Source organism: Saccharothrix sp. CCNWYY140, from assembly GCF_037401995.1.
In the GTDB taxonomy this organism is placed as follows: domain Bacteria; phylum Actinomycetota; class Actinomycetes; order Mycobacteriales; family Pseudonocardiaceae; genus Actinosynnema.
Window position 1 is genome coordinate 128,766 of sequence record NZ_JBBEGC010000001.1, and the last position, 17,922, is coordinate 146,687.

The 17,922-nt window shown below is 71.0% G+C and carries 16 protein-coding genes; 5 read left to right on the plus strand and 11 right to left on the minus strand.

Annotated elements, in window-relative coordinates:
* Positions 1-235 precede the first annotated feature (235 nt).
* A complete protein-coding gene (locus WBN91_RS00545) occupies positions 236-430 on the plus strand; it encodes a helix-turn-helix domain-containing protein (protein WP_443217637.1) in 195 nt (64 codons plus the stop codon).
* 123 nt (positions 431-553) lie between these two features.
* Here the strand turns inward: WBN91_RS00545 and WBN91_RS00550 are convergent, their stop codons facing one another.
* The 6 genes from WBN91_RS00550 to WBN91_RS00575 form a co-directional block, all read right to left on the minus strand.
* Positions 554-1,261 (minus strand): hypothetical protein, encoded by a 708-nt coding sequence (locus tag WBN91_RS00550; RefSeq protein WP_337721867.1) that lies wholly within the window; start codon positions 1,259-1,261, stop codon positions 554-556.
* Between the two features lie 48 nt (positions 1,262-1,309).
* Complete coding sequence (locus WBN91_RS00555; protein ID WP_337721868.1) at positions 1,310-4,819, minus strand: protein kinase domain-containing protein; 3,510 nt, start codon at positions 4,817-4,819, stop codon at positions 1,310-1,312.
* Positions 4,812-5,546, minus strand: coding sequence for an FHA domain-containing protein (locus WBN91_RS00560; protein ID WP_337721869.1), 735 nt, complete (start codon positions 5,544-5,546; stop codon positions 4,812-4,814). Before WBN91_RS00560 ends, WBN91_RS00555 begins: the two co-directional genes overlap by 8 nt.
* A gap of 184 nt (positions 5,547-5,730) precedes the next feature.
* The gene (locus WBN91_RS00565) at positions 5,731-6,717 is read right to left on the minus strand and encodes a hypothetical protein (RefSeq protein WP_337721870.1); all 987 of its coding nucleotides are present in this window, start codon (positions 6,715-6,717) and stop codon (positions 5,731-5,733) included.
* Positions 6,714-7,619: an ABC transporter ATP-binding protein gene (locus tag WBN91_RS00570; protein WP_337721871.1), complete on the minus strand. Its 906-nt coding sequence runs from the start codon at positions 7,617-7,619 to the stop codon at positions 6,714-6,716. The genes WBN91_RS00565 and WBN91_RS00570 overlap by 4 nt, the downstream gene beginning before the upstream one ends.
* Positions 7,616-8,011 (minus strand): GntR family transcriptional regulator, encoded by a 396-nt coding sequence (locus tag WBN91_RS00575; RefSeq protein ID WP_337721872.1) that lies wholly within the window; start codon positions 8,009-8,011, stop codon positions 7,616-7,618. The genes WBN91_RS00570 and WBN91_RS00575 overlap by 4 nt, the downstream gene beginning before the upstream one ends.
* A gap of 210 nt (positions 8,012-8,221) precedes the next feature.
* Between WBN91_RS00575 and WBN91_RS00580 the strand changes: the two genes are divergently transcribed.
* From WBN91_RS00580 to WBN91_RS00590, 3 genes are all read left to right on the plus strand, one after another.
* Entirely contained in the window at positions 8,222-8,788 is a 567-nt protein-coding gene (locus WBN91_RS00580; protein WP_337721873.1) for a hypothetical protein, read from the plus strand.
* Positions 8,789-8,958: 170 nt separating this feature from the next.
* Complete coding sequence (locus WBN91_RS00585) at positions 8,959-9,759, plus strand: AraC family transcriptional regulator (RefSeq protein WP_337721874.1); 801 nt, start codon at positions 8,959-8,961, stop codon at positions 9,757-9,759.
* 20 nt (positions 9,760-9,779) lie between these two features.
* Complete coding sequence (locus WBN91_RS00590; protein WP_337721875.1) at positions 9,780-10,652, plus strand: sterol desaturase family protein; 873 nt, start codon at positions 9,780-9,782, stop codon at positions 10,650-10,652.
* 87 nt (positions 10,653-10,739) lie between these two features.
* On the opposite strand, the gene WBN91_RS00595 is transcribed toward WBN91_RS00590, so the two are convergent.
* The 4 genes from WBN91_RS00595 to WBN91_RS00610 are packed head-to-tail and all read right to left on the minus strand — an operon-like array spanning position 10,740 to position 16,288.
* The gene (locus tag WBN91_RS00595) at positions 10,740-12,446 is read right to left on the minus strand and encodes an ABC transporter ATP-binding protein (protein ID WP_337721942.1); all 1,707 of its coding nucleotides are present in this window, start codon (positions 12,444-12,446) and stop codon (positions 10,740-10,742) included.
* Between the two features lie 5 nt (positions 12,447-12,451).
* Positions 12,452-14,200 (minus strand): ABC transporter ATP-binding protein, encoded by a 1,749-nt coding sequence (locus WBN91_RS00600; protein ID WP_337721876.1) that lies wholly within the window; start codon positions 14,198-14,200, stop codon positions 12,452-12,454.
* A complete protein-coding gene (locus WBN91_RS00605) occupies positions 14,187-15,383 on the minus strand; it encodes a serine hydrolase domain-containing protein (protein ID WP_337721877.1) in 1,197 nt (398 codons plus the stop codon). The genes WBN91_RS00600 and WBN91_RS00605 overlap by 14 nt, the downstream gene beginning before the upstream one ends.
* Positions 15,384-15,394: 11 nt before the next feature.
* Positions 15,395-16,288 carry an alpha/beta hydrolase gene (locus tag WBN91_RS00610; RefSeq protein WP_337721878.1) on the minus strand — a complete coding sequence of 298 codons (894 nt, stop codon included), beginning with the start codon at positions 16,286-16,288 and terminating at the stop codon, positions 15,395-15,397.
* A gap of 94 nt (positions 16,289-16,382) precedes the next feature.
* Here WBN91_RS00610 and WBN91_RS00615 point away from each other — a divergent pair, with 94 nt between their 5' ends.
* Positions 16,383-17,420 (plus strand): helix-turn-helix domain-containing protein, encoded by a 1,038-nt coding sequence (locus tag WBN91_RS00615; protein ID WP_337721879.1) that lies wholly within the window; start codon positions 16,383-16,385, stop codon positions 17,418-17,420.
* 103 nt (positions 17,421-17,523) lie between these two features.
* Here the strand turns inward: WBN91_RS00615 and WBN91_RS00620 are convergent, their stop codons facing one another.
* Positions 17,524-17,661 (minus strand): hypothetical protein, encoded by a 138-nt coding sequence (locus WBN91_RS00620; protein WP_337721880.1) that lies wholly within the window; start codon positions 17,659-17,661, stop codon positions 17,524-17,526.
* Positions 17,662-17,922: the final 261 nt, after the last annotated feature.

Here is a 17,922-nt window from a genome sequence, read left to right on the forward strand (position 1 = left end):
GTCGCCGGTGTGGCCGGGACACGGCCCGCTCGACTCGAAGGGAACCACGTTGACCCACATCACAACCTCGGACGGCACGCGGATCTTCTACAGGACTGGGGCGCGGGTCGCCCGGTCGTGCTCAGCCACGGCTGGCCGTTGAACTCCGACAGTTGGGAGGCCCAGGCCCTGTTCCTCGGCGCACAACGCCTCGCTGCGCCACCTCTACAAGATCTGCGCGCAAGCCGGCTTCAGCCTGGAACAGTGGATCATCAGCGAACGACTCCGAGGCGCCCGCGAGGACCTCATCCGACGAACCGACCGCAGCCGCACCATCGCCACGATCGCCCGCCGATGGGGATTCGGCGACCCCACCCACTTCACCCGCCGTTTTCGCGCCGCGTACGGCATCACACCAAGCGAATGGCGCCGCGCCGGGACCGAACCCTGAGACCGGCCGCTCCACGTCCGTCGCGCCGGCGAGGGAGGCGGCTTGTGCGGCGATGCGAAGGACGTGCCCGGGCGGTCGGTGAGGAGGGCTCCACCGCGTTCACTGCTGACCCGAGGGGCCGTGTCAGGTGCCCCGCAGATGTTCCACGAGCTGGAAGAACTCGTCCGGCGGGAATATCCGATCCAGTTCTCCGTTGTTCCCATCGGCGTGCAACGGATGCAGACGGCCCTTGTGGTACCAGAACACGTCCAGGCTGAGCCGGTCGGAGGCCTGTGAGCCGACCTGGTGGACGAGCTTCAGCAGCGGCTGCATGGTGTTGATGTCGCGGTGCTTTCGGATCGGCACCGCGACGATCTGGTGCTCGCGCGGGATGCCGATGAGCGCTCCGTACGGGAGGTCGGTGCCCAGCAGCTCCTCCAGCCGTACCAGCTGGGCGACGCCCGACACGCCCTGGTCGACGACGATGTGCAGCGGCGAGCTCTCGGGCTGGTCGTAGGTCTGGACCGACACGTTGTCGCCGCGCATGTTGTCCATCGCGCGGAAGAGCAGCTCCTGGTGGGCGATGCCCCACCGGGCCGCCAGGTGGCCGAGGACGGGGAACGCCCGCTGGTGCCTGCCGGACTCGCCCGGCCCCATCGCCACCAGGAGCGCGGCGAACTCGTCGTTGAGGTAGATGGTGATCGCGTCCGGGCCGAGGTCCGCGGTCCGGGCGATGATCAGGCGGAACAGAGAGTCGCGCTGCGCGGCGGGTATCGCCAGCAACTCGCGGCACGGGCTGTGCTTGGTGCAGTCCTCGGACGCGGTCGGTTTGCTCTGCCGGAAGATGGACATCGCCTCGGTCTCTCCCTGTGTGGTCGGGGCGGTGAACTCGTTGGTGTGTCAGGTCGTCATGCGCTTGAGCCGAGCCCGCACGCCGTCGGCGCGCAACCGGCCGTAGCCGACGTCTTGGAGCCGGCGCAGCAGCGCGTCGAGATCGGAGCTCGTCCACTGTGGACCGTGCCGGTGCAGGAACGCTTCGAGGAACGGGGTCGCGCCGTCGTCCCAGTCGGTGGCCTCGCGCGCGTCGAGTTCCCAGTCGAGTTCCCACAGGCGCAAGCCGTCGTGGTTGGCGGTCAGCAGGAAACGGCCGTCCGGCGTCAGCGTGAAATCGCGCACGCCGCGCTCGTGACCGTCGAGCACCCGCAGGGGTCGTCCGGTGCGGACGTCCCGCACCACCGGGTACGACCAGATGCCGCACGTGACCGCGAACCGCCCGTCCGCGGTCATCCGGACCGCGTTGAGCCTGGTCTCCGGCCCGTCGACGGTCCAGATGACGTCTCCGGTCGTGATGTCCCACAGTCGGAGGCCGTCCTGGCCGCCGGTCAACGCGAGACGGCCGTCCGCGCTGAGCGACACCCGTCCCGCTCTCCACCCGAAGCCGCTCGGCAGGTCACGGGTGACCCGCCCGCTGCGCAGATCCCACAGCCGCAGCCCGGAATACGTCGTCGTCACGGCCAGCCGGCCGTCGTCACCCACGGCCAGGTCGTCGTAACCGACACCCAGGTCTGCGGTGCTGCTGCCGTCCGGTACCGCCAGCTCCCGGATCAGGCCGCCGGTTCCCGGGTCCCACAAGGGCAGCCGGCCGATACCCACCACGGCATGCCTTCCGTCGGCGCTGAACCGCACCGGCAGCGACTCGCCCACCGACCACCGCGTCGCGGTCAGGACGCGCAAGCAGGTCGCGCTGCCGGTCTCCCACAGCCGGATCGTGCCGTCCCGGCTCGACGACAGCACCCATCGCCCCTCGGCGCTCAGGCAGACCGACCCGACCTCACCGCGGTGCCCGCGCAGCTCCCGCAGACAGGTGCCGGACCGGGTGTCCCACAACCGGATCGTCCCGTCGCCGTCGCCGGACACCGCGAGCCGTCCGTCACCGGTCAGGTCCACCGCGTGCACCGCCGTGCTCCCCGCGAACGGGGTGGACGACCAGGCCGCTCGGAGTCCTGTGCGCACAGCGCGGCGGCCGAGTGCCCACCAAGCCGTCATGACCCGCGACGCCCGCTCGTACCCGTCGACCGCGCGTGCCTGACGCAGCAGTTCGAGCGCCGCGGGCAAGCGGTCGGCCGCCATCGCCGCCTCCGCGTCGGCGAGCAGGGCGTCGACCCGGTTGCCCCGTTCGTTCAGCTCGCCGTGCGGACGTGGCCGGCTCAGCAACGCCGTGCCACGGTGGTCACCGGGCAGTCGCCACCGCCGGACGGTCCCGTCCTGGCCCGCCGAGAGCGCGAACCGGCCGTCGACGTGCACCACGGTGGTGCTGTTCCGGTGGGCCTGGAAGGTGCGCAGGCACCGGCCGCCACCCAGCTCCCACAACTGGATGGCGCTGTCGTACTTGCTGCCGGACAACAGGAAGTGCCCGCTCATCGACAGGGTGTCCGGCGTCGACTCGCTCGCCAGGACGTGCGCGAGCCGCCCGTCGGCCAGATCCCATACGTGGACGGGTTTCTCGTAGGAAGCAGTGGCCGCGAAACCGCCGTCCGCGCTGAAACACAGGGCGGTCACCATGAACCCGGGTACGGTCAGCTCGCGCTCGCACGAGCCGCTCTCCAGGTCCCACACCCGCACGACGGACGTGTGCGAGCCTTCCGAGTGCCGGCCGACCGACAGCGCTCGGCGGCCGTCGGCGCTCACCTCGATGGGCCCGTCGCCCGCGGACTCGTCGAGCGTCAGGTGCCGGTCGCGGTCGGTGCGCAGGACGCGGAGCCCGCCGTCCGGGCTCTTGTGGACCAGGCTGCGCCCGTCCGGGGTGAGCCGAACCGTGCCACGGCCACCGGTGCTCAGGCGGCGGCCGTGCGGCCCGGCCAGGTCCCAGAACCACAGGGCCCCGTCCTCGTAGACGGCGGCAGCGAACCGTCCGTCCGGGGTCAGGTCGACCGCGTGCACCTGGCCGTGCCGCGCCCCGACGGTGTGGACGCACTGCCCGGTCGCCACGTTGTAGAGCCGGATCCTGCCGTCCCGCTCCGCGGTCAGCATGAACCCGCCGTCGGGGGTGACGGCGAGCGGGACCACGTACCCGTCCTGGCGCCAGGGCACCCGCCGTTCGTGCACGAGGCCGGCGTCGGCGACCTCTCCGGACTCGACCACGCGCAGCGTCGCGAGCACCTCGGGTTCCCGCGACCGCTGCCCGGCCAACTCGTCGAGGAGCACGCGGGCGGCGCCGAGGTCGCCGCGTTCCAGGTGGATCCGGGCGAGCGCGAGCCGCACCTCCCAGTGGTCGCCGGTGTGCGCGCGGAACGCCTCCATCCCGGTGACCAGCTCGTCGTCGGTGATCTCGCCCCTGCGCCACTGCGCGAGCCCGGCGTTGAAGACGGCCCGGGTGTGCTGCGGATCGGCCGCCAAGGCCTGCTCGAACGCAGCCTCCGCCTCCACCGGACGGCCGAGGTCGAGCAGCGACAACGCCCGGTTGTTCAGTTCGTCGGCGAGCAGGTCGGCCATGACCGGCGCACGCCGGGGGTACGGCCGGCCGGTGACGGCCCGGTAGGTGTCGACCAGTTCGGCGGCGACGTCGGACATGGTGCCGGGCCGGCCGGCGGGGCGCTCGCGCAAGCACCGTTCGAGCAGGTCGCCGAGAGCCCGCGGGAGGACGACCGCGCCGGGCACGACGCCCGCGCGGTAGCCCGCCAGCGCGATGCCCGCGGTGGGTCCGTACTTCCAGGTGGCCCTGCCGACGCACATCTCCAGCACCGACACCGCGAAGCTGTAGATGTCGGTGCGCCGGCCCACCGGCACCCCGTCCGCTTGCTCGGGCGAGGCGTACCGCGGGGTCAACCCGCCGCCCCCGGGGACCGGGATACTGGCGCCCGGAGCGGAGGTGGGGCCGGTCAGGGCCAGGTCCCTGGCCCGGGCCAGTCCGAAGTCGGTGATCTTGGCGGTACCGTCGTCGTCGAGCAGCACGTTGGCGGGCTTGACGTCCCGGTGCACCAGGCCGTGGCCGTGCGCGTGGTCGATGCCCCACGCGGTCTGGATCGCGATGTCCAGGATCCGACCCAGCACCTCGGGCGCCTCGCCCTCGTATAGCCGCCGGTCCGCGATCCAGTCGTACAGGCTGCCGCCGGGGACGTACTCCGCGAACACCCGCGGCACACCTCCGAGCACGCGCACGTAGTAGCAATGGCACACCTGCGGGTGCAGCCCGAGCGACACCCAGGTCTCCGCCTCGTCGACGAACCGCTGCCTGCTAGCCGAACTGTCGAACAGCTCCGGCCGAGGACACTTCACCGCGAGATCGATGTTCCACCCCAAGTGCCGGACCCGGTACACCACACCCATCCCGCCCTGTTCGTGCACCGCCGTCACCGCGTAGCGGTCGTCGACCACCTCGCCTTTCCGCCACATCGGCGCCGGCTCACTCATCCGCATCGCCGAACACGTTCAGGTCGGACGGCACCAGCGTGCTGGTCCGCAGCAGCGCCAGGATCAGGTTGTGGTTCAACGCGTTGCCCACCGGCTCGCCGACGCCGTCCTCGCGCCGGAGGCCGGGAACCGGATCCGGGCCCGCGGCGAGCCGCTTGCGCACGGCGTTGACGGTGTGCGCCGCCTTGTTCTGCGTCCACCGCCTGCCGTCGTCCAGTTCGTTGAGGTCCTCGGCCACCTGTTTCCACGACACCGGCTGGGCGTAGCGGTCCTGCCGCAGGTACCGCTGGGCCAGCGCGGTGAGCACCAGCCGTTCCTCCGGGCTCAGGTCGTAGACCTCAGGGGGCTTCGTCCGCTCGTGCTCTCCGCCTTCGGAGCCTGCCGTCCCGGCACCGACGACATGCAACTCCAGCAGGTGTGCCCGGTGCTTCGAGGAACAGATGAACAGCGGGGTGTAGCCGGGCGCGAGGGCCATCTCCTGACCGGCGAGCAGCAGGAGATCGCCGGGAAGCTGAAGCGGCAGGCTGCCCTTGTTGTTGTGGATCCACCACTCCCGGCCGTCACCGACCACCGTCCCGTGCGACCGGCTGACGTAGGGATCGGTGACGCCGATGGGCACGTGCACGTCGTCCCTGCTCCGCCCGAAGCGGAGGACGAACTCCTGCTCCTGGGGCGGCACGACGAACCCACCGTCCGCCGCCAGCGCGAAGATGGTGCCCGTCGGCATGTCCGGCACCCCACGCGCCAGGCTGGGGGTGCCCGCCGGCAACGGATGGGGCCGAAAATTCCCGTTCGTCACGCAGGCTCCTTTCAGGCGACGGCAGGCTATCGCGCACGTCTTGAGACCGGTCTCAAACGCGCACCCACCCCGCGTCCACCTGCGGCGATAGTCCGTGACGCCGGGTCCGCGCTCAGAAAACGCGGCGTTTGATCCGCCATGCGACGAGTGCCAGCAGGGCTGCCGCGAGGCCGACGAAGATGGCCGCCTCGACGAGTTGGAACGTCCAGAAGCGATCAGCCGGTTGGTACAGGACCCATTGCTGGATGCCGCGCTCGTGCAGGTACGCGCTGAAATCCACTCCGGCGCCTCGTGCCGCGACGTCCATCTCCACGGCCTCGTAGACCGAGAGGTGACGGCCCGACGGGTCCGCGTAGCCCGACGCGAGGATCCAGTCGGCGCGGTCGCCTGTCGACAGCCGGGAACCTCCGGGGTCGAGGGTCGGGTCGTCGGCGGCCACGCGTTCCATGATGCTCCGCGGCGCTTGGACGTTCGGGCGCAACCACCCCGCCACGACGACGCGGACGGCGAGGTAGGCGCCGAGCGCGACCGCGAACGCGGGCAGGCTGCGCCGCAGCAACGCGCCCGCCACCGTGGCGGCGGCGAACGAGAACAGCGCGTACCCCGCCGGAACGAGCCCTTCCAGGTCGAACGCGTCGGTGGTGAACCGGCTGTTGAGCACGTCCAACGGCTGCCGGTACCAGGTGATCGACGCCGTGAGCGCGCCGGCGAGCACCGCGGTCAGCGCGCCCAGGGCACCCAGTTTGACCGCCAGCCAGCGCATCCTCGGCACCGCCTGGGTCCACGCGAACTGCCAGGTGCCGGCTTCCAGTTCGCGGGCCACCAACGGTGCGCCGAGGAACGCGCCGATCAGGAACGGCACCAGGTTGAACAAGGTCAGCATCTTGGACGCGTACCCGTGCTCCTCGTTCAACCGCCTGATAGCGGTCGAGCACGCGTCGGAACCGTCGGTCAGCCCGCCCGCGCAGGCCGCGGGTCCGTCGGGGAACAGGGAGCGCATCGACGACCCGGCCACGAGCAGGAAGAGGCCGATCACCGCCACCAGCAGGGCAAGCGTGAACACTTCGGCGCGGTGTTGCCGCCAGGTCAGCCACGTCATGCCGACACCTCGGAGACGGCCGGGACCTCGGCGTCGTGCCGGGTCGGGCGGCGCAGGTAGGCCAGCACCAGGTCTTCGAGCCCGATCGGGTCGGCCTGCCACCCGGGCGCGGTCGGCCCGCCGCCGTCGCGCACCAGCAGCGTGGTGTGCCGGTCGCTGTGGGACGCCTCGACGACCGTGCCCGCCCTGTCGAGATCGGCGGTCGTGCGCGGACCGACGAGCAGTCGGTGCTCTGCCAACAGGGTCTCGATGTCCCCGGCGAGCGCGACCCGGCTGTGGTCGAGCACGATCAGGTGGTCGCAGACCCGTTCCAACTCGGGCACGACGTGGGACGAGAACAGCACGGTCATACCGTCGGCGGCGACCGCGCCCATCAGTGCCCGGAGGAATTCGAGTCGGGCGACGGGGTCGAGGCTGGCCATCGGCTCGTCCAGGACGAGCAGATCCGGCCGCTTGGCCAACGCCAACGCCAGTGCCACCTGGGCTTGTTGGCCGCCGGAGAGGGCGCCGGCCTTGCGGTCCAGCGGGATGTCCAGTTGCGCCAGCCGCCGTTCGGCGAGGCCCTGGTCGAAGCGCAGGTTGCAGGAGCGGCCCATGCGGAGCAGGTCCGCGACGGTGAAGTGCTTGTAGAGCGGGTGCTCCTGGGCGAGGAAACCGATGCGCGACAGCACCTGCGGGGTGTTGGTGGCCGGGGACTGGCCGAGCACCTCCACGGTTCCGGACGTCGGCGCGAGCAACCCCACCACCAGGCGCAGCAGCGTGCTCTTGCCCGCACCGTTGGGGCCGACCAGAGCGATCACCCGGCCGGCCGGCACGGACAGGGTGCAGTCGCGCAGCGCCCACGCCCGGCGGTAGCGCTTGCCCAACCCGTCGGTTCGCAGCGCGTACTCGGTTGTCGTCATGCGATGTTCTCATTCTTCGCTCGGTTGACCACGGCGGTGAAAAGCGCGTTGACCGCCTGCTCGTCCAGCCCGGCGGCGTGGGCCCGGTTCAACCAGCTCTCCAGGCCACGCCGCAACGAGGTGTACGTCGTGGCGGGGATCCCCGCGGTGGGCGTCTCGTTGACGAACGTGCCCTGCCCGGGGCGCCCGGTGACGAGACCTTCCTGCTCCAACTGCCGGTACGCCTTGGCGACCGTGTTCGGGTTGATCGCCAAGCTCTCGACCACCTCGCGGATCAACGGCAGTCGGTCGCCCTGCCGCAGGAAGCCCAGCAACGCGGCTTGACGCACCTGCTGGACGAGTTGGAGATAGGGCGGCACACCCGAGCGGTTGTCGATCCGGAAGACGAACACGAGACCCTCCTCCTGCTTTACTAGTAACATAGTAAAGCAGTAAAGATCGGCTCCCGGCAAGCAGACGCGTCTCTCACGCGCAACAGCTCGAACTGGCGGACACCGGCACCACGCCCAGGCGATGAACCGCCGTCGAATTTCGCCCGATCGGCATCCCGGCGCGCGATTACAGTGTGATCCGTTCAAGTTCCGAGGGTGGGGAGTGCTCCGATGCAGACGATCGGGATCAGAGGGCTGTTACCGGCGGTGCGGCGATCCTTCGCGAGCGTCGTCGTCGCGATGCTGGCCGCGTTCGGGGTGGTGGCCGCCGCGCCCGTGGCCCAAGCCGCGGACACCGAGTTGCTGTCATGCGTGGGCAGCGGCGCCAACACCTACCAGCCGGGGGTGACCGCGCAACCCAGGGTCGTCTCGATCACCTCCAGCGCGGACTACGGCTCCTGTGCCTCCACCGGATCACCCGCCATCACCTCCGGCGGGTTCGCGATCACGGCGAACGGCCTGGTGTCCTGCCTCGGGGGCGGCGTCTCGATCACCGTGACCATCACCTGGAACACCGGCGAGACCACCACCGTGGCCGCAGTCGGACTCGTGGTGCTGCGCCCGGCCAACGAAGTCGTCGTGGTCTACCAGGGCACGGTGACCGCGGGCAGGTTCACCGGCGCGGCCGTCGTGATGACCGCGGCCCTGCTCAACACCACCCCCGCGCAGTGCTTCACCCCCGACGGGGTCACCGGCACCAGCGGACCCGCCGACATCACCATCACCCAACTCGCCTGACCCGGCCGGCGCACAAGTCCCCGACCCGCACGCCGTCTGCGCGAGGGGATGTCCGGCCAACCGCTACTCTGGGCAACCCGCGGTGATCCACACGTGTCAGCGCACCTCGGTGGACGACGAATCGAGGCCGACCGATGTCGACTCGCCGGAGACCTTGGCGGGGACGGGCGATGCTCCGCCCCGGCATGCTGATCTACGCGGGTGAGATCGCGTCCGCGCACCGGCATCGGCACGCCGCGGTGCAGATCGTCGCCACCCGGGACGCGGTCGAGTTGCGCGACGCGTCGGGCGACCGGGTCCGCGGCGGTTCGATGGTGATCCCGGCCGGTGCGGAGCACGAGATGGTCGGTGGTTCGGCCGGTCTGCTCGTGTTCGTCGATCCAGCCGGGGTCACCGGGCACGCGCTGACCGCGCGGGTGCGGCGAACCGGGTTGCCTGTCGACTCGGCCGCGGCCTGGGCCGCCGCGGGCCTGGCACCGCTCGACGTCGAGTTGTGCTCCCTCGAACCAGGGCAGTGGGCGGACCGACTGCTCGGCGAGGTCGGGGGTGACGTTCCGCCGCGCTCGGTGCACCCGGCGCTGCGCCAGGCGACGGCCCTGCTCCCGTCGATGCTCGACGGTGAGGCCGGACTCGGTCGGCTGTCCGCGGCCGTGGGCCTGTCGGCATCGCGGCTCGGACACCTGTTCGGCGAGGAACTCGGATTGCCGTTTCGCGCGTATGTGCGGTGGGCTCGGCTCCGGCGCGCGATCGATCACGCGCGTGCGGGTGGGACGCTGACCGCGGCGGCGCACGCCGCCGGGTTCGCCGACAGCGCCCATCTCACCCGTGTCAGCCACGAGATGTTCGGCCTGGCGCCCTCACACCTGGTCGGCACGGTGCGCTGGTGTGAGCCGGATCGCGAGGGTCAGCGAGTTCGTCCAAGTCGCCGCCCGCCTGTGGCCAGCAGGCTTGGGACGTGCGAACACTCGTGAGATACGGCTACGTGCCGTTCATGCTCCTCGCCGTCAACGGCGCCGGCATCGCCATCGCCGCGGCAGGGGCCCCCAAGTTCTGGTTGGTCGGTCTGGTCTTGTTGGCCATCGCCGTGTCCTTCGCCGCCGAACGCGTCCTGCCCTACCGGCAGGAGTGGAACGCGGCGCGTGGCGACGACCGGCGCGATGCCGCCCATGCGGCGGTCAACGAATCCCTCACGATCGCCAGTCTCGCCGTGGTGCCCGTGCTCACCGCGATCACGCCGTTCGACGGGATCTGGCCCGGCGAGTGGCCGTTCGTCGCGCAGGTGTTGGCGGCGATCCTCGTGGCCGATCTCGGTATCACGCTGGTCCACCTGGCCAGCCACAAGGTCCCGGCACTGTGGCGGCTGCACGCGGTGCACCACAGCGTGAAACGCGCCTACGGGTTCAACGGGCTGATGAAACACCCCCTGCACCAGACCCTGGAGACCGCCGTGGGATTCACCCCGCTCATTCTCCTCGGCCTGCCCACCAGCGTGGCCTACGCGGTCGCACTGTGCGCCGTCGTCCAACTGTTGCTACAACACTCCAATGTGGACTACCGCGTCGGGCCGCTGCGCGTCGTGCTGGCGCTGAACCAGGCTCACCGCTTCCACCACCTCAAATGGGCGGGCGTCGGCGACGTCAACTTCGGCCTGTTCACGCTGCTCTGGGACCACCTGCTCGGCACCTACTCCTACGATCCCAAGCGTGAATTCACCAGCGACGACCTCGGCATGGCCGCCAAGCCCGACTACCCGGACGCCTACCTCGCCCAACTCGCCGAACCATTCCGCGCCAGCGGGGCCTGCACGTCCGACGACCTCGACGCGCAGGCGTCCACCAAACCGGCAGCATCCACTTCACCCTGACCACGCGCGTGCGCTCGCTGCGGGCGGCGGCCCGCAGCGAGCGCACGGCGTTCCTCGACGCGGCAAGCACGTGGAGCCTCGGACCACTCACGCACCGGCGACCGGCGTCACCGAGATCGCCCAGAAATCGGCATAGCGGCTGCCGCGGCGCAACAACTCGTCGTGACTGCCGTCCTCCACGATCCGGCCGCCGTCCAGGAAGACGACGCGGTCGGCACGCCGCACGGTCCGCATCCGGTGCGCCACCATCACCACCGTCCGGCCCGCCATCAAGCGTTCGATGCCCTCGTGGACAGCCGCCTCGTTCACCGGGTCCAGTGCCGAGGTCACTTCGTCCAGCAGCACGATGGGCGCGTCCTTCAACAGTGCTCGGGCGATGGAGACACGTTGGCGTTCCCCGCCCGAGAGCAGTGCGCCGCCCTCGCCGACGTTCGTCGCCCACCCGCCGGGCAGTCGCTCGATCACCTCGTCGAGCCGCGCCGCGGTCGCCGCCGCCCGCACCTCGACGTCGGTCGCGTCGGGACGGCCGAGACGCACGTTCTCCTCGATCGTGCCGTCGAAGAGGAAGACGTCCTGGAAGACGAAGGCGATCTGGGCCATCAGCACCTCGGTGTTGATCGCACGCACGTCCACACCGCCCACGCGCACCGCACCCGCGTCCACGTCGTAGAACCGCGCGAGCAACCGCAACAGTGTGCTCTTGCCCGCACCCGAGGGCCCGACAACGGCGAGTCGTTGCCCCTGCGGCACGGACAACGACACGTCGTCGATCACCGTGCGGTCGCCATGCCGGAACGCGACGGAGTCGAACTCCAGGTCGTGTCGGTCCGGCTGGATCGGTTCGCGGGGCTCCGGCAGCGACTCGGTGCGCAACACGGTGTCGAGTCGTGACAGCTCGGATCGCGCGCCGCGGAGTTTGCCGCCGATGTCCGCCAGCGACAGCAGCGGATCCGCGCAGCGGGCAGCGAGCACCAGGATCGCCAGGACCTCCGCCACCCCGACACTCCCGGCGAGCGCGAGGTGGGCGCCCAGCGCCAGCAACACGGTGAACATCGCCTGCACCGTGAGCGTCAAGCCCACCACACCCGGAAGCGCCGACAGCGTCTGACGGCGAGACGCGCGCTCGACCTCCCGCAGCGCGTCATCGAGCAACCGGAAGCGTTCGATGGTCCGGCCGCCTGCGCGCAGCACCGGCTGGGCTTGGAGGTACTCGATGACCCGCCCGGTAGCCTCGTGGCCGCGCTCGGCGCTGTCCGCGTCGCGGGCGGCCATCGAGCGTCCGGTCCAGAGCTGGATCGCCGCGACCACCGGCACGGCGACCACCGCGGCCAGGCCCAACTGCCAGTTGAAGGCGAGCAGCACGACGAGGATCGTCAGGGGAGTCACGCAGGCGGAGATGAACGGTCCCAGCAGGTGCGCGATGACACCCATCGCGTTCAGCACACCGGTGCCCGCCAGGACCGACAGCTCCCCGACCCGGACCGCGCTGTACCAGCCGATGGGCAGCCGGGCCAGGTGATCGCCGAGCCGGTGGTACATACCGCTCAACAACGTGGTCGCGGAGCGGAACCCGGACAGATCGCTGCCGAAGCGCAGCGCCGCGTAGACCGCGACCGCGGTCCCGAACGCGATGAGCCAGGGCCAGGCATCTCCGGGTCTGGTCCCCAACAGCGCCCGTAGAACGGGAACCAGCAACGCGTAGGACAGACCCTCGGCTATCGCCGTCGTCGTCATCAGCGCCACGGTGCGTCGCACCGGCAGGGCGTACACGGGCCCCAGGACCCGCAGCAGCATTCGAATCACCGGGGTTCGTCTCCTTGGTGGGATCGCCAGAACGCGGCGAACTTCCCGTTCAGCGCCAGCAGTTCGGCGGGCTTGCCGCGCTCGACGATCGACCCGTTCTCCAGCACCACGACGGTGTCGGCGTCGGCGATCGTCTCCAGGCGGTGTGCGATGACCAGGATCGTCCGGTCCTCCAGCGTGGCCAGGGCCCGGCGCACCGCCTGTTCGGTCTGCGGGTCGGCGAAGGCGGTCGCCTCGTCGAGCACCAGGACCGGCGTGTCGGCGAGCAGTGCGCGGGCGATCGAGATCCGCTGCGCCTCGCCACCGGAGAGCCCGGCGTCCTCACCGATCACCGATTCGTAGCCGCGCGGCAGTTCGAGGATCCGGTGGTGGATGTTCGCCAGCCGGGCGGCGCGCACCACGTCGTCGAAGTCGGCGTGCGGCACCGCCAGCGCGATGTTGTCGGCGACCGACGCCCGCAGCAGCGCGGTGTGCTGGAAGACGAAGGAGACTTTTCCGTAGAGCTCCCGGCTGGCGAGCTCGCGCAGGTCGACACCGCCCAGGACGACCGAGCCGTGTGTGGGGTCGAAGAACCGCGGCAGCAGCTGGACCAGCGTGGACTTGCCGCTTCCCGACGGCCCGACGATCGCGGTGACCGTCCCCGGTTCGAGCACCAGGTCGATGCCGCGCAGCACCTCGTGATCGGCCTCGTAGCCGAAGCGGACGTCACGGAGTTCCACCCGGTGGCCCTGCGGCACGACCGGGTGTGCGGGCTCCGGAAGTGACCGCACCGCGAGCAGGTCGCGGATCCGGCCGACGGCACGCCGCGCGGCCTGCAAGTCGTCGAAGCCGTGGCCCAGCGCCGCCACCGGAGCGGTCAAACCCAGTCCCAGCAACAGGAAGGGCAGCAGGTCGGCCGGAGCCAGGCCACCGCCGGTGATCAGCACCGCACCACCGATCAGCACGACCAGCAGCACGAACGGCGGCGACAGCGCCAGCTGCATCGCGGCGGCGGGCCCGGCCATGCCGCGCACCCACCGGGTGAAGGTGCCGACGAAGTCGTCCGTGGCGGTGCGGAACCTGCGGTGGGCGCGACCGGTCCCACCGAACGCCTTGACCACCGAGATGCCCTGCACGAACTCGACGACCGCATTGGAGATCCGGCCCATCGCCCCGTCGAACTCCTCCTGCTCGCGCAGCCGGGTCGGGGTCATCATCAGCGGGACCAGCGCCACGGCCAGCACGACCGGTATCAGCGTGATCAGCGTGAGCCGCCAGTCGATGGCGAACAAGTAGACCAGCGACACCATCGGCACCACGAACGCCGAGACGAGCTCGCCTGGCGCGTGGGCGATGAACGGGTGCACGGCGCTCACGTCCTCGCCGACGACCTTCGCCAGCTCCCCGGTCCGGCGCCGGGAGAACCAGCCGATCGGGACCCGCCCCAGCCGCGCGGCCAGTCGCAGGCGGAACGCCAGCTGCACCCGGCCGTCGAGGACGTGCCCGATCCCGGCCGACGCGGCCGTGCACACCAGCCGGACGAACAAACCGGCCGCACCCGCGATCACCACGAACCGGACGTGGGACTGGTCGACCGGGCCAGGTGACAACAGGGTGCGCCCCAGTTCGACGACCGCCAGCAGCGGCGCCAGACCCGCGACGGCGCCGAGGACTTGCAGGACCACCACGGCGGCGAAGCTCCCGAGATGGGGTCGGAGCAGCCGCGCCGTGCTCGGCTCCGCGTCGGTGAGGTCAGTCGCGGTCATCGCACATCGCCCGCTGCTTGAAGGCCGACAGCGCGCCGTCGATGGGGTGGGGCTGCGGATTCCCGGAGGAGTCCAGCTCGTTCCACCGCGCCAGGTTCACCGCGAAGGACACCTGCCGCCGCCCGTCGGCTCGGATCCAGGACTCCGACTGGGCTCCCCAGGTCGAGCCGTCGTGGCCCCAGAAGGTCCCGCAGCCCGGGATCTCGGCCTTGTGCAGGCCCAAGCCGTAGTCGACCAGCTGCCCGTCCTGGGCGATGACCGGGACCGTGTGCTGCATCTGCGCCAGCGATGACCGGTTCACGATCCCGCCGGCGAGCAGCTGGGCGAAGAAGCGGTTGAGGTCCTCGACGGTCGAGACCAGACCGGCTCCCATCATCACCCAGGACATGTTGTAGACGCTGTAGTCGCGCGGCGGGTCGACCAGGCCGAACAGCGCCTCGTACATCCGCGGGTGCGGCCCCCTGATCCGCGGCCCGTCCGGGAACTCGGTGTGCCGGAGCCCGGCGCGCTCGATGACGTTGCGGGTGATGTACCTCTCGGCCGTGGTGCCGGTCACCCGCTCCAGGAGTTCGCCGAGCAGCAGGTAGTTGGTGTTGGAGTACACCCCGGGGGTGCTGCCGGGCTCGCCCGTGGCGGGCGCCCGGACCCCCATCCCGATCAGGTCGGCCGTGCGGAACTGCTTGAACCGGTTGTCGTCCACGCTCTGCGCCGAGATGTCCGGCAGCGAAGGCCACGGCTTGAACGACGGGTAGGCGTAGGGGAGGTATTCGGCGAGGCCGCTGGTGTGGTTGATCAGCATCCGGACCGTGATCTCGCGCCCGCGCTCCCCCGGCACCAGGTGCGGCAGGTAACCGCCGATCGGCGCGTCGAGCTGGATCCGGCCCCGCTCGACCTGTTGCAGGACCGCGGCGGCGACGAAGGTCTTGGTGATGCTGCCGACGCGCTGTCGCATGTCCGCCCGGATGGGGCGGCCGGTCCGGACATCGGCGACCCCGGACGCGCCGCGCCAGGTCCGGCCCGCATCACGCACCTCGGCGAAGACGCCCGGCATCCCGGCGCGGTGCACACCGTCCAGGGTGGACTGAAGTGCGGCGGGATCGAGGCTGGGCGTGGCGGCCACCGCCACACTCGCACCGACGACCAGCGCGGCCACGCTTGCCGTCGCGACCAGTTGGATCTTCAAGACCCGTCCTCTCAATCGGCCAGGGCGCGGCGCACGGCCGCGGTGATTTCGGCGAACTGCCGCTGCGAGACGTCGGCGGGGACCGCCCCCGACCCGTGGAAGGTGCCGGGCCACTGGTGCAGCTCGACCGACACGCCCGCCTGGAGCAGCCGCAGCGCGTAGGTGATGCACTCGTCGCGGTTCGGGTCGAACTCCGCGCTGGCGATGTAGGCCGGTGGCAGGCCGGACAGGTCGGTGGCCCGAGCGGGTGCGGCGTACTGCGTGGCGGGCGTGGAGCCCAGGTAGTACGCCCATGACCGGGCGACCTTGTCGCGGTACAGCCAGGGCGTCTCGGTGAAGGTCCGTGCCGACCACGTCTCCAGCCGGTCGTCGAGTCCGGGCTCGTTGAGCACCTGGAAGCGGATCGCGGGTCCCTGCTCGTCGCGAGCCCGCAGCGCCACCGCGGCAGCGAGGTTCGCGCCCGCGCTGTGGCCCCCGACCGCGATCCGTTCCGGGTCGATGCCGAGTTCGGCCGCGTTCTCGGCCGCCCAGGCCAGCACGGCGTAGACGTCGTCGAGGGCGGCCGGGTACCGGTGCTCGGGGGCCCGGCGGTAGTCCACCGAGATCACCACCGCGCCCGCCGCGTCGGCGATCCGGATCGCCCACGGGTGCTCGGTGTCCAGGTCGCCCATGACATGTCCGCCGCCGTGCGACCAGATGATGGCGCCCTGCGCCCCGAGCGGTCGGTAGATCCGCACGGGCACGTCCGGGTCGGCGGGCACCGTGCGGTCCTCGATCTCCATTCCGGTCGTGTCCGGTGCGGGCCGCGCGCCCGCCAATTCGGAGTAGGTCTTGCGGTCGGCGACCGGGTCGGTCAGGTCGGCCCGCGGGAAGAACGGGATGAATGCTTCGAGTTCGGGGTCCATGCCGACCATCCTTCTGGTCGCCGGCCCCGGGATCACGCGCCACGCGTCGGGCGTTCCGCCAAGATCACGCGCCGATCGTCGCTATTCTCCGGTCATGGAGGCACTTGTCGCACGACTGTCGCAACTGGACTCGGAAGCCGAGGGCATGGTCCGGATCGTGATGTTCTACGACACGCTCATGCGCAGGCGGGTGGATCTCCCGGCGCTCGTCCGGGCCACGGCGGGCCTGGCGGAGTGCGTCGCCGGGATCCGGCTGCACGGCACGGGCCGAACGGTCCGCGTCTCGTACGACGGCAGGGCGGCGTCCGACCCGCCGCTGCCCGCGTCCACCGCGGCACCGGTCACGCTCGACGAGGAGGAGATCGGCACGGTGTGGTTGGAACGTCCCGGCCCGCCCGTCGCGCTCGACGACGTCCTGCTGGACCGCCTCGCCATCGCCGCCGCGGCGGTCGTCGAGCGGTACGGCCCGGCCCGCACCACGATGGCCGACCCGGCCCTCGTCGAACTGGTGATCAGCTCCGACAGCGACGACGCCGCGAGGAGTCGGGCCCTGCGACTGCTGGGGTTCGGCGCCGACCTACCGGTCCGCGTCGTCGCCGTGCGGTCGAAGCTGCCGCTCGACCAGATCGGCGGCCTGATCAGCCCGACCCACCTGGTGAAGGCGGCACCGCTTGCCGACGTGGGCGTCATCCTGGCCACCACGATGGACCCGACCCGGTTCCCGGCAGGCGTGCTCGCGGGCCTCGGCGCCGCCGACAGCCCGGACCGGTCCTGGCGGGAGGCCCGCACCGCGTTGCGCTTCACCACCGAACGCCGGCCGGTCGTCCACCACGACGACCTCGGCGCCCTGGCCCTGCTGGCACACCTACCCCCGGACGCCGCACGCGACAACGCGGACGTGGCCGCGATCGCCCGCCTGGCAGGCAATCCGGAAGATCTGGAGACCCTGGACACCTACTGCGCCGCAGGTTCGCTCCGCCGAGCGGCCGACCTGCTCCACTTGCACCACAGCAGCGTCGCCCGCCGACTCGAACAGATCGGCAAGGCACTCGGCGTCGAACTGACCGAGCCCACCGGACTGCTGCGGGCCAGGATCGCCCTCACCGCATGGAGACTGTGCAACGACACCTGAGATCCCGATGTCGACAACTGCGATTCATCGACCTACGACGCACACCGTGTCCTCGGACCATCCGCTGACGACAGCAGCGTTCACAAGGGCTTCGGCCCGGTGGTCACGGGCGGGTCGTGCCCAGGCGCTCGGCGAGTTCGGCGGCGTCGGGGGTGTGTTCGGGCCGGCGGGCGTCGATGGCGCCCAGGGGTGGGTGCCCTCCGCCGACCCGGACTTCCTCTGGGTTGCCGGCCGTGGCCATCCAGAGAGACTGGTAGAGCCGCGTATTCCGGTGTCGCGTAGTCGTGCCGACTGCTCCAGGTCGGCTGATCCGACTGGCGCGGGTGCGGTCGGGGGAATTCCGCCGATGCTGACCGGTGCCCCGATGGTCCGGTGCGACGCTGGGGGACTCACCAGCGGCTCGGTGGTCCAAGCCGGCGAACTCCGGGTCACGCACGCCCCTCCTCGGACCTGCGAGGAGCCTCGCCGACTCGGCCGCGCGGTCGCTGGAGGCGATTCGTGT

Excerpts from the sequence above, each read along its gene's own strand:
- WBN91_RS00595 (WP_337721942.1), bottom strand. The coding sequence starts at position 12,446 with ATGCTGCTGCGGGTCCTGGGGCCCGTGTACGCCCTGCCGGTGCGACGC.
- WBN91_RS00610 (WP_337721878.1), bottom strand. The coding sequence starts at position 16,288 with ATGGACCCCGAACTCGAAGCATTCATCCCGTTCTTCCCGCGGGCCGAC.
- WBN91_RS00590 (WP_337721875.1), top strand. The coding sequence starts at position 9,780 with ATGCTCCTCGCCGTCAACGGCGCCGGCATCGCCATCGCCGCGGCAGGG.
- WBN91_RS00570 (WP_337721871.1), bottom strand. The coding sequence starts at position 7,619 with ATGACGACAACCGAGTACGCGCTGCGAACCGACGGGTTGGGCAAGCGC.
- WBN91_RS00600 (WP_337721876.1), bottom strand. The coding sequence starts at position 14,200 with ATGACCGCGACTGACCTCACCGACGCGGAGCCGAGCACGGCGCGGCTG.
- WBN91_RS00620 (WP_337721880.1), bottom strand. The coding sequence starts at position 17,661 with ATGGCCACGGCCGGCAACCCAGAGGAAGTCCGGGTCGGCGGAGGGCAC.
- WBN91_RS00550 (WP_337721867.1), bottom strand. The coding sequence starts at position 1,261 with ATGTCCATCTTCCGGCAGAGCAAACCGACCGCGTCCGAGGACTGCACC.
- WBN91_RS00565 (WP_337721870.1), bottom strand. The coding sequence starts at position 6,717 with ATGACGTGGCTGACCTGGCGGCAACACCGCGCCGAAGTGTTCACGCTT.
- WBN91_RS00585 (WP_337721874.1), top strand. The coding sequence starts at position 8,959 with ATGCTCCGCCCCGGCATGCTGATCTACGCGGGTGAGATCGCGTCCGCG.
- WBN91_RS00580 (WP_337721873.1), top strand. The coding sequence starts at position 8,222 with ATGCAGACGATCGGGATCAGAGGGCTGTTACCGGCGGTGCGGCGATCC.
- WBN91_RS00555 (WP_337721868.1), bottom strand. The coding sequence starts at position 4,819 with ATGAGTGAGCCGGCGCCGATGTGGCGGAAAGGCGAGGTGGTCGACGAC.
- WBN91_RS00615 (WP_337721879.1), top strand. The coding sequence starts at position 16,383 with ATGGAGGCACTTGTCGCACGACTGTCGCAACTGGACTCGGAAGCCGAG.
- WBN91_RS00560 (WP_337721869.1), bottom strand. The coding sequence starts at position 5,546 with ATGCCGACGGGCACCATCTTCGCGCTGGCGGCGGACGGTGGGTTCGTC.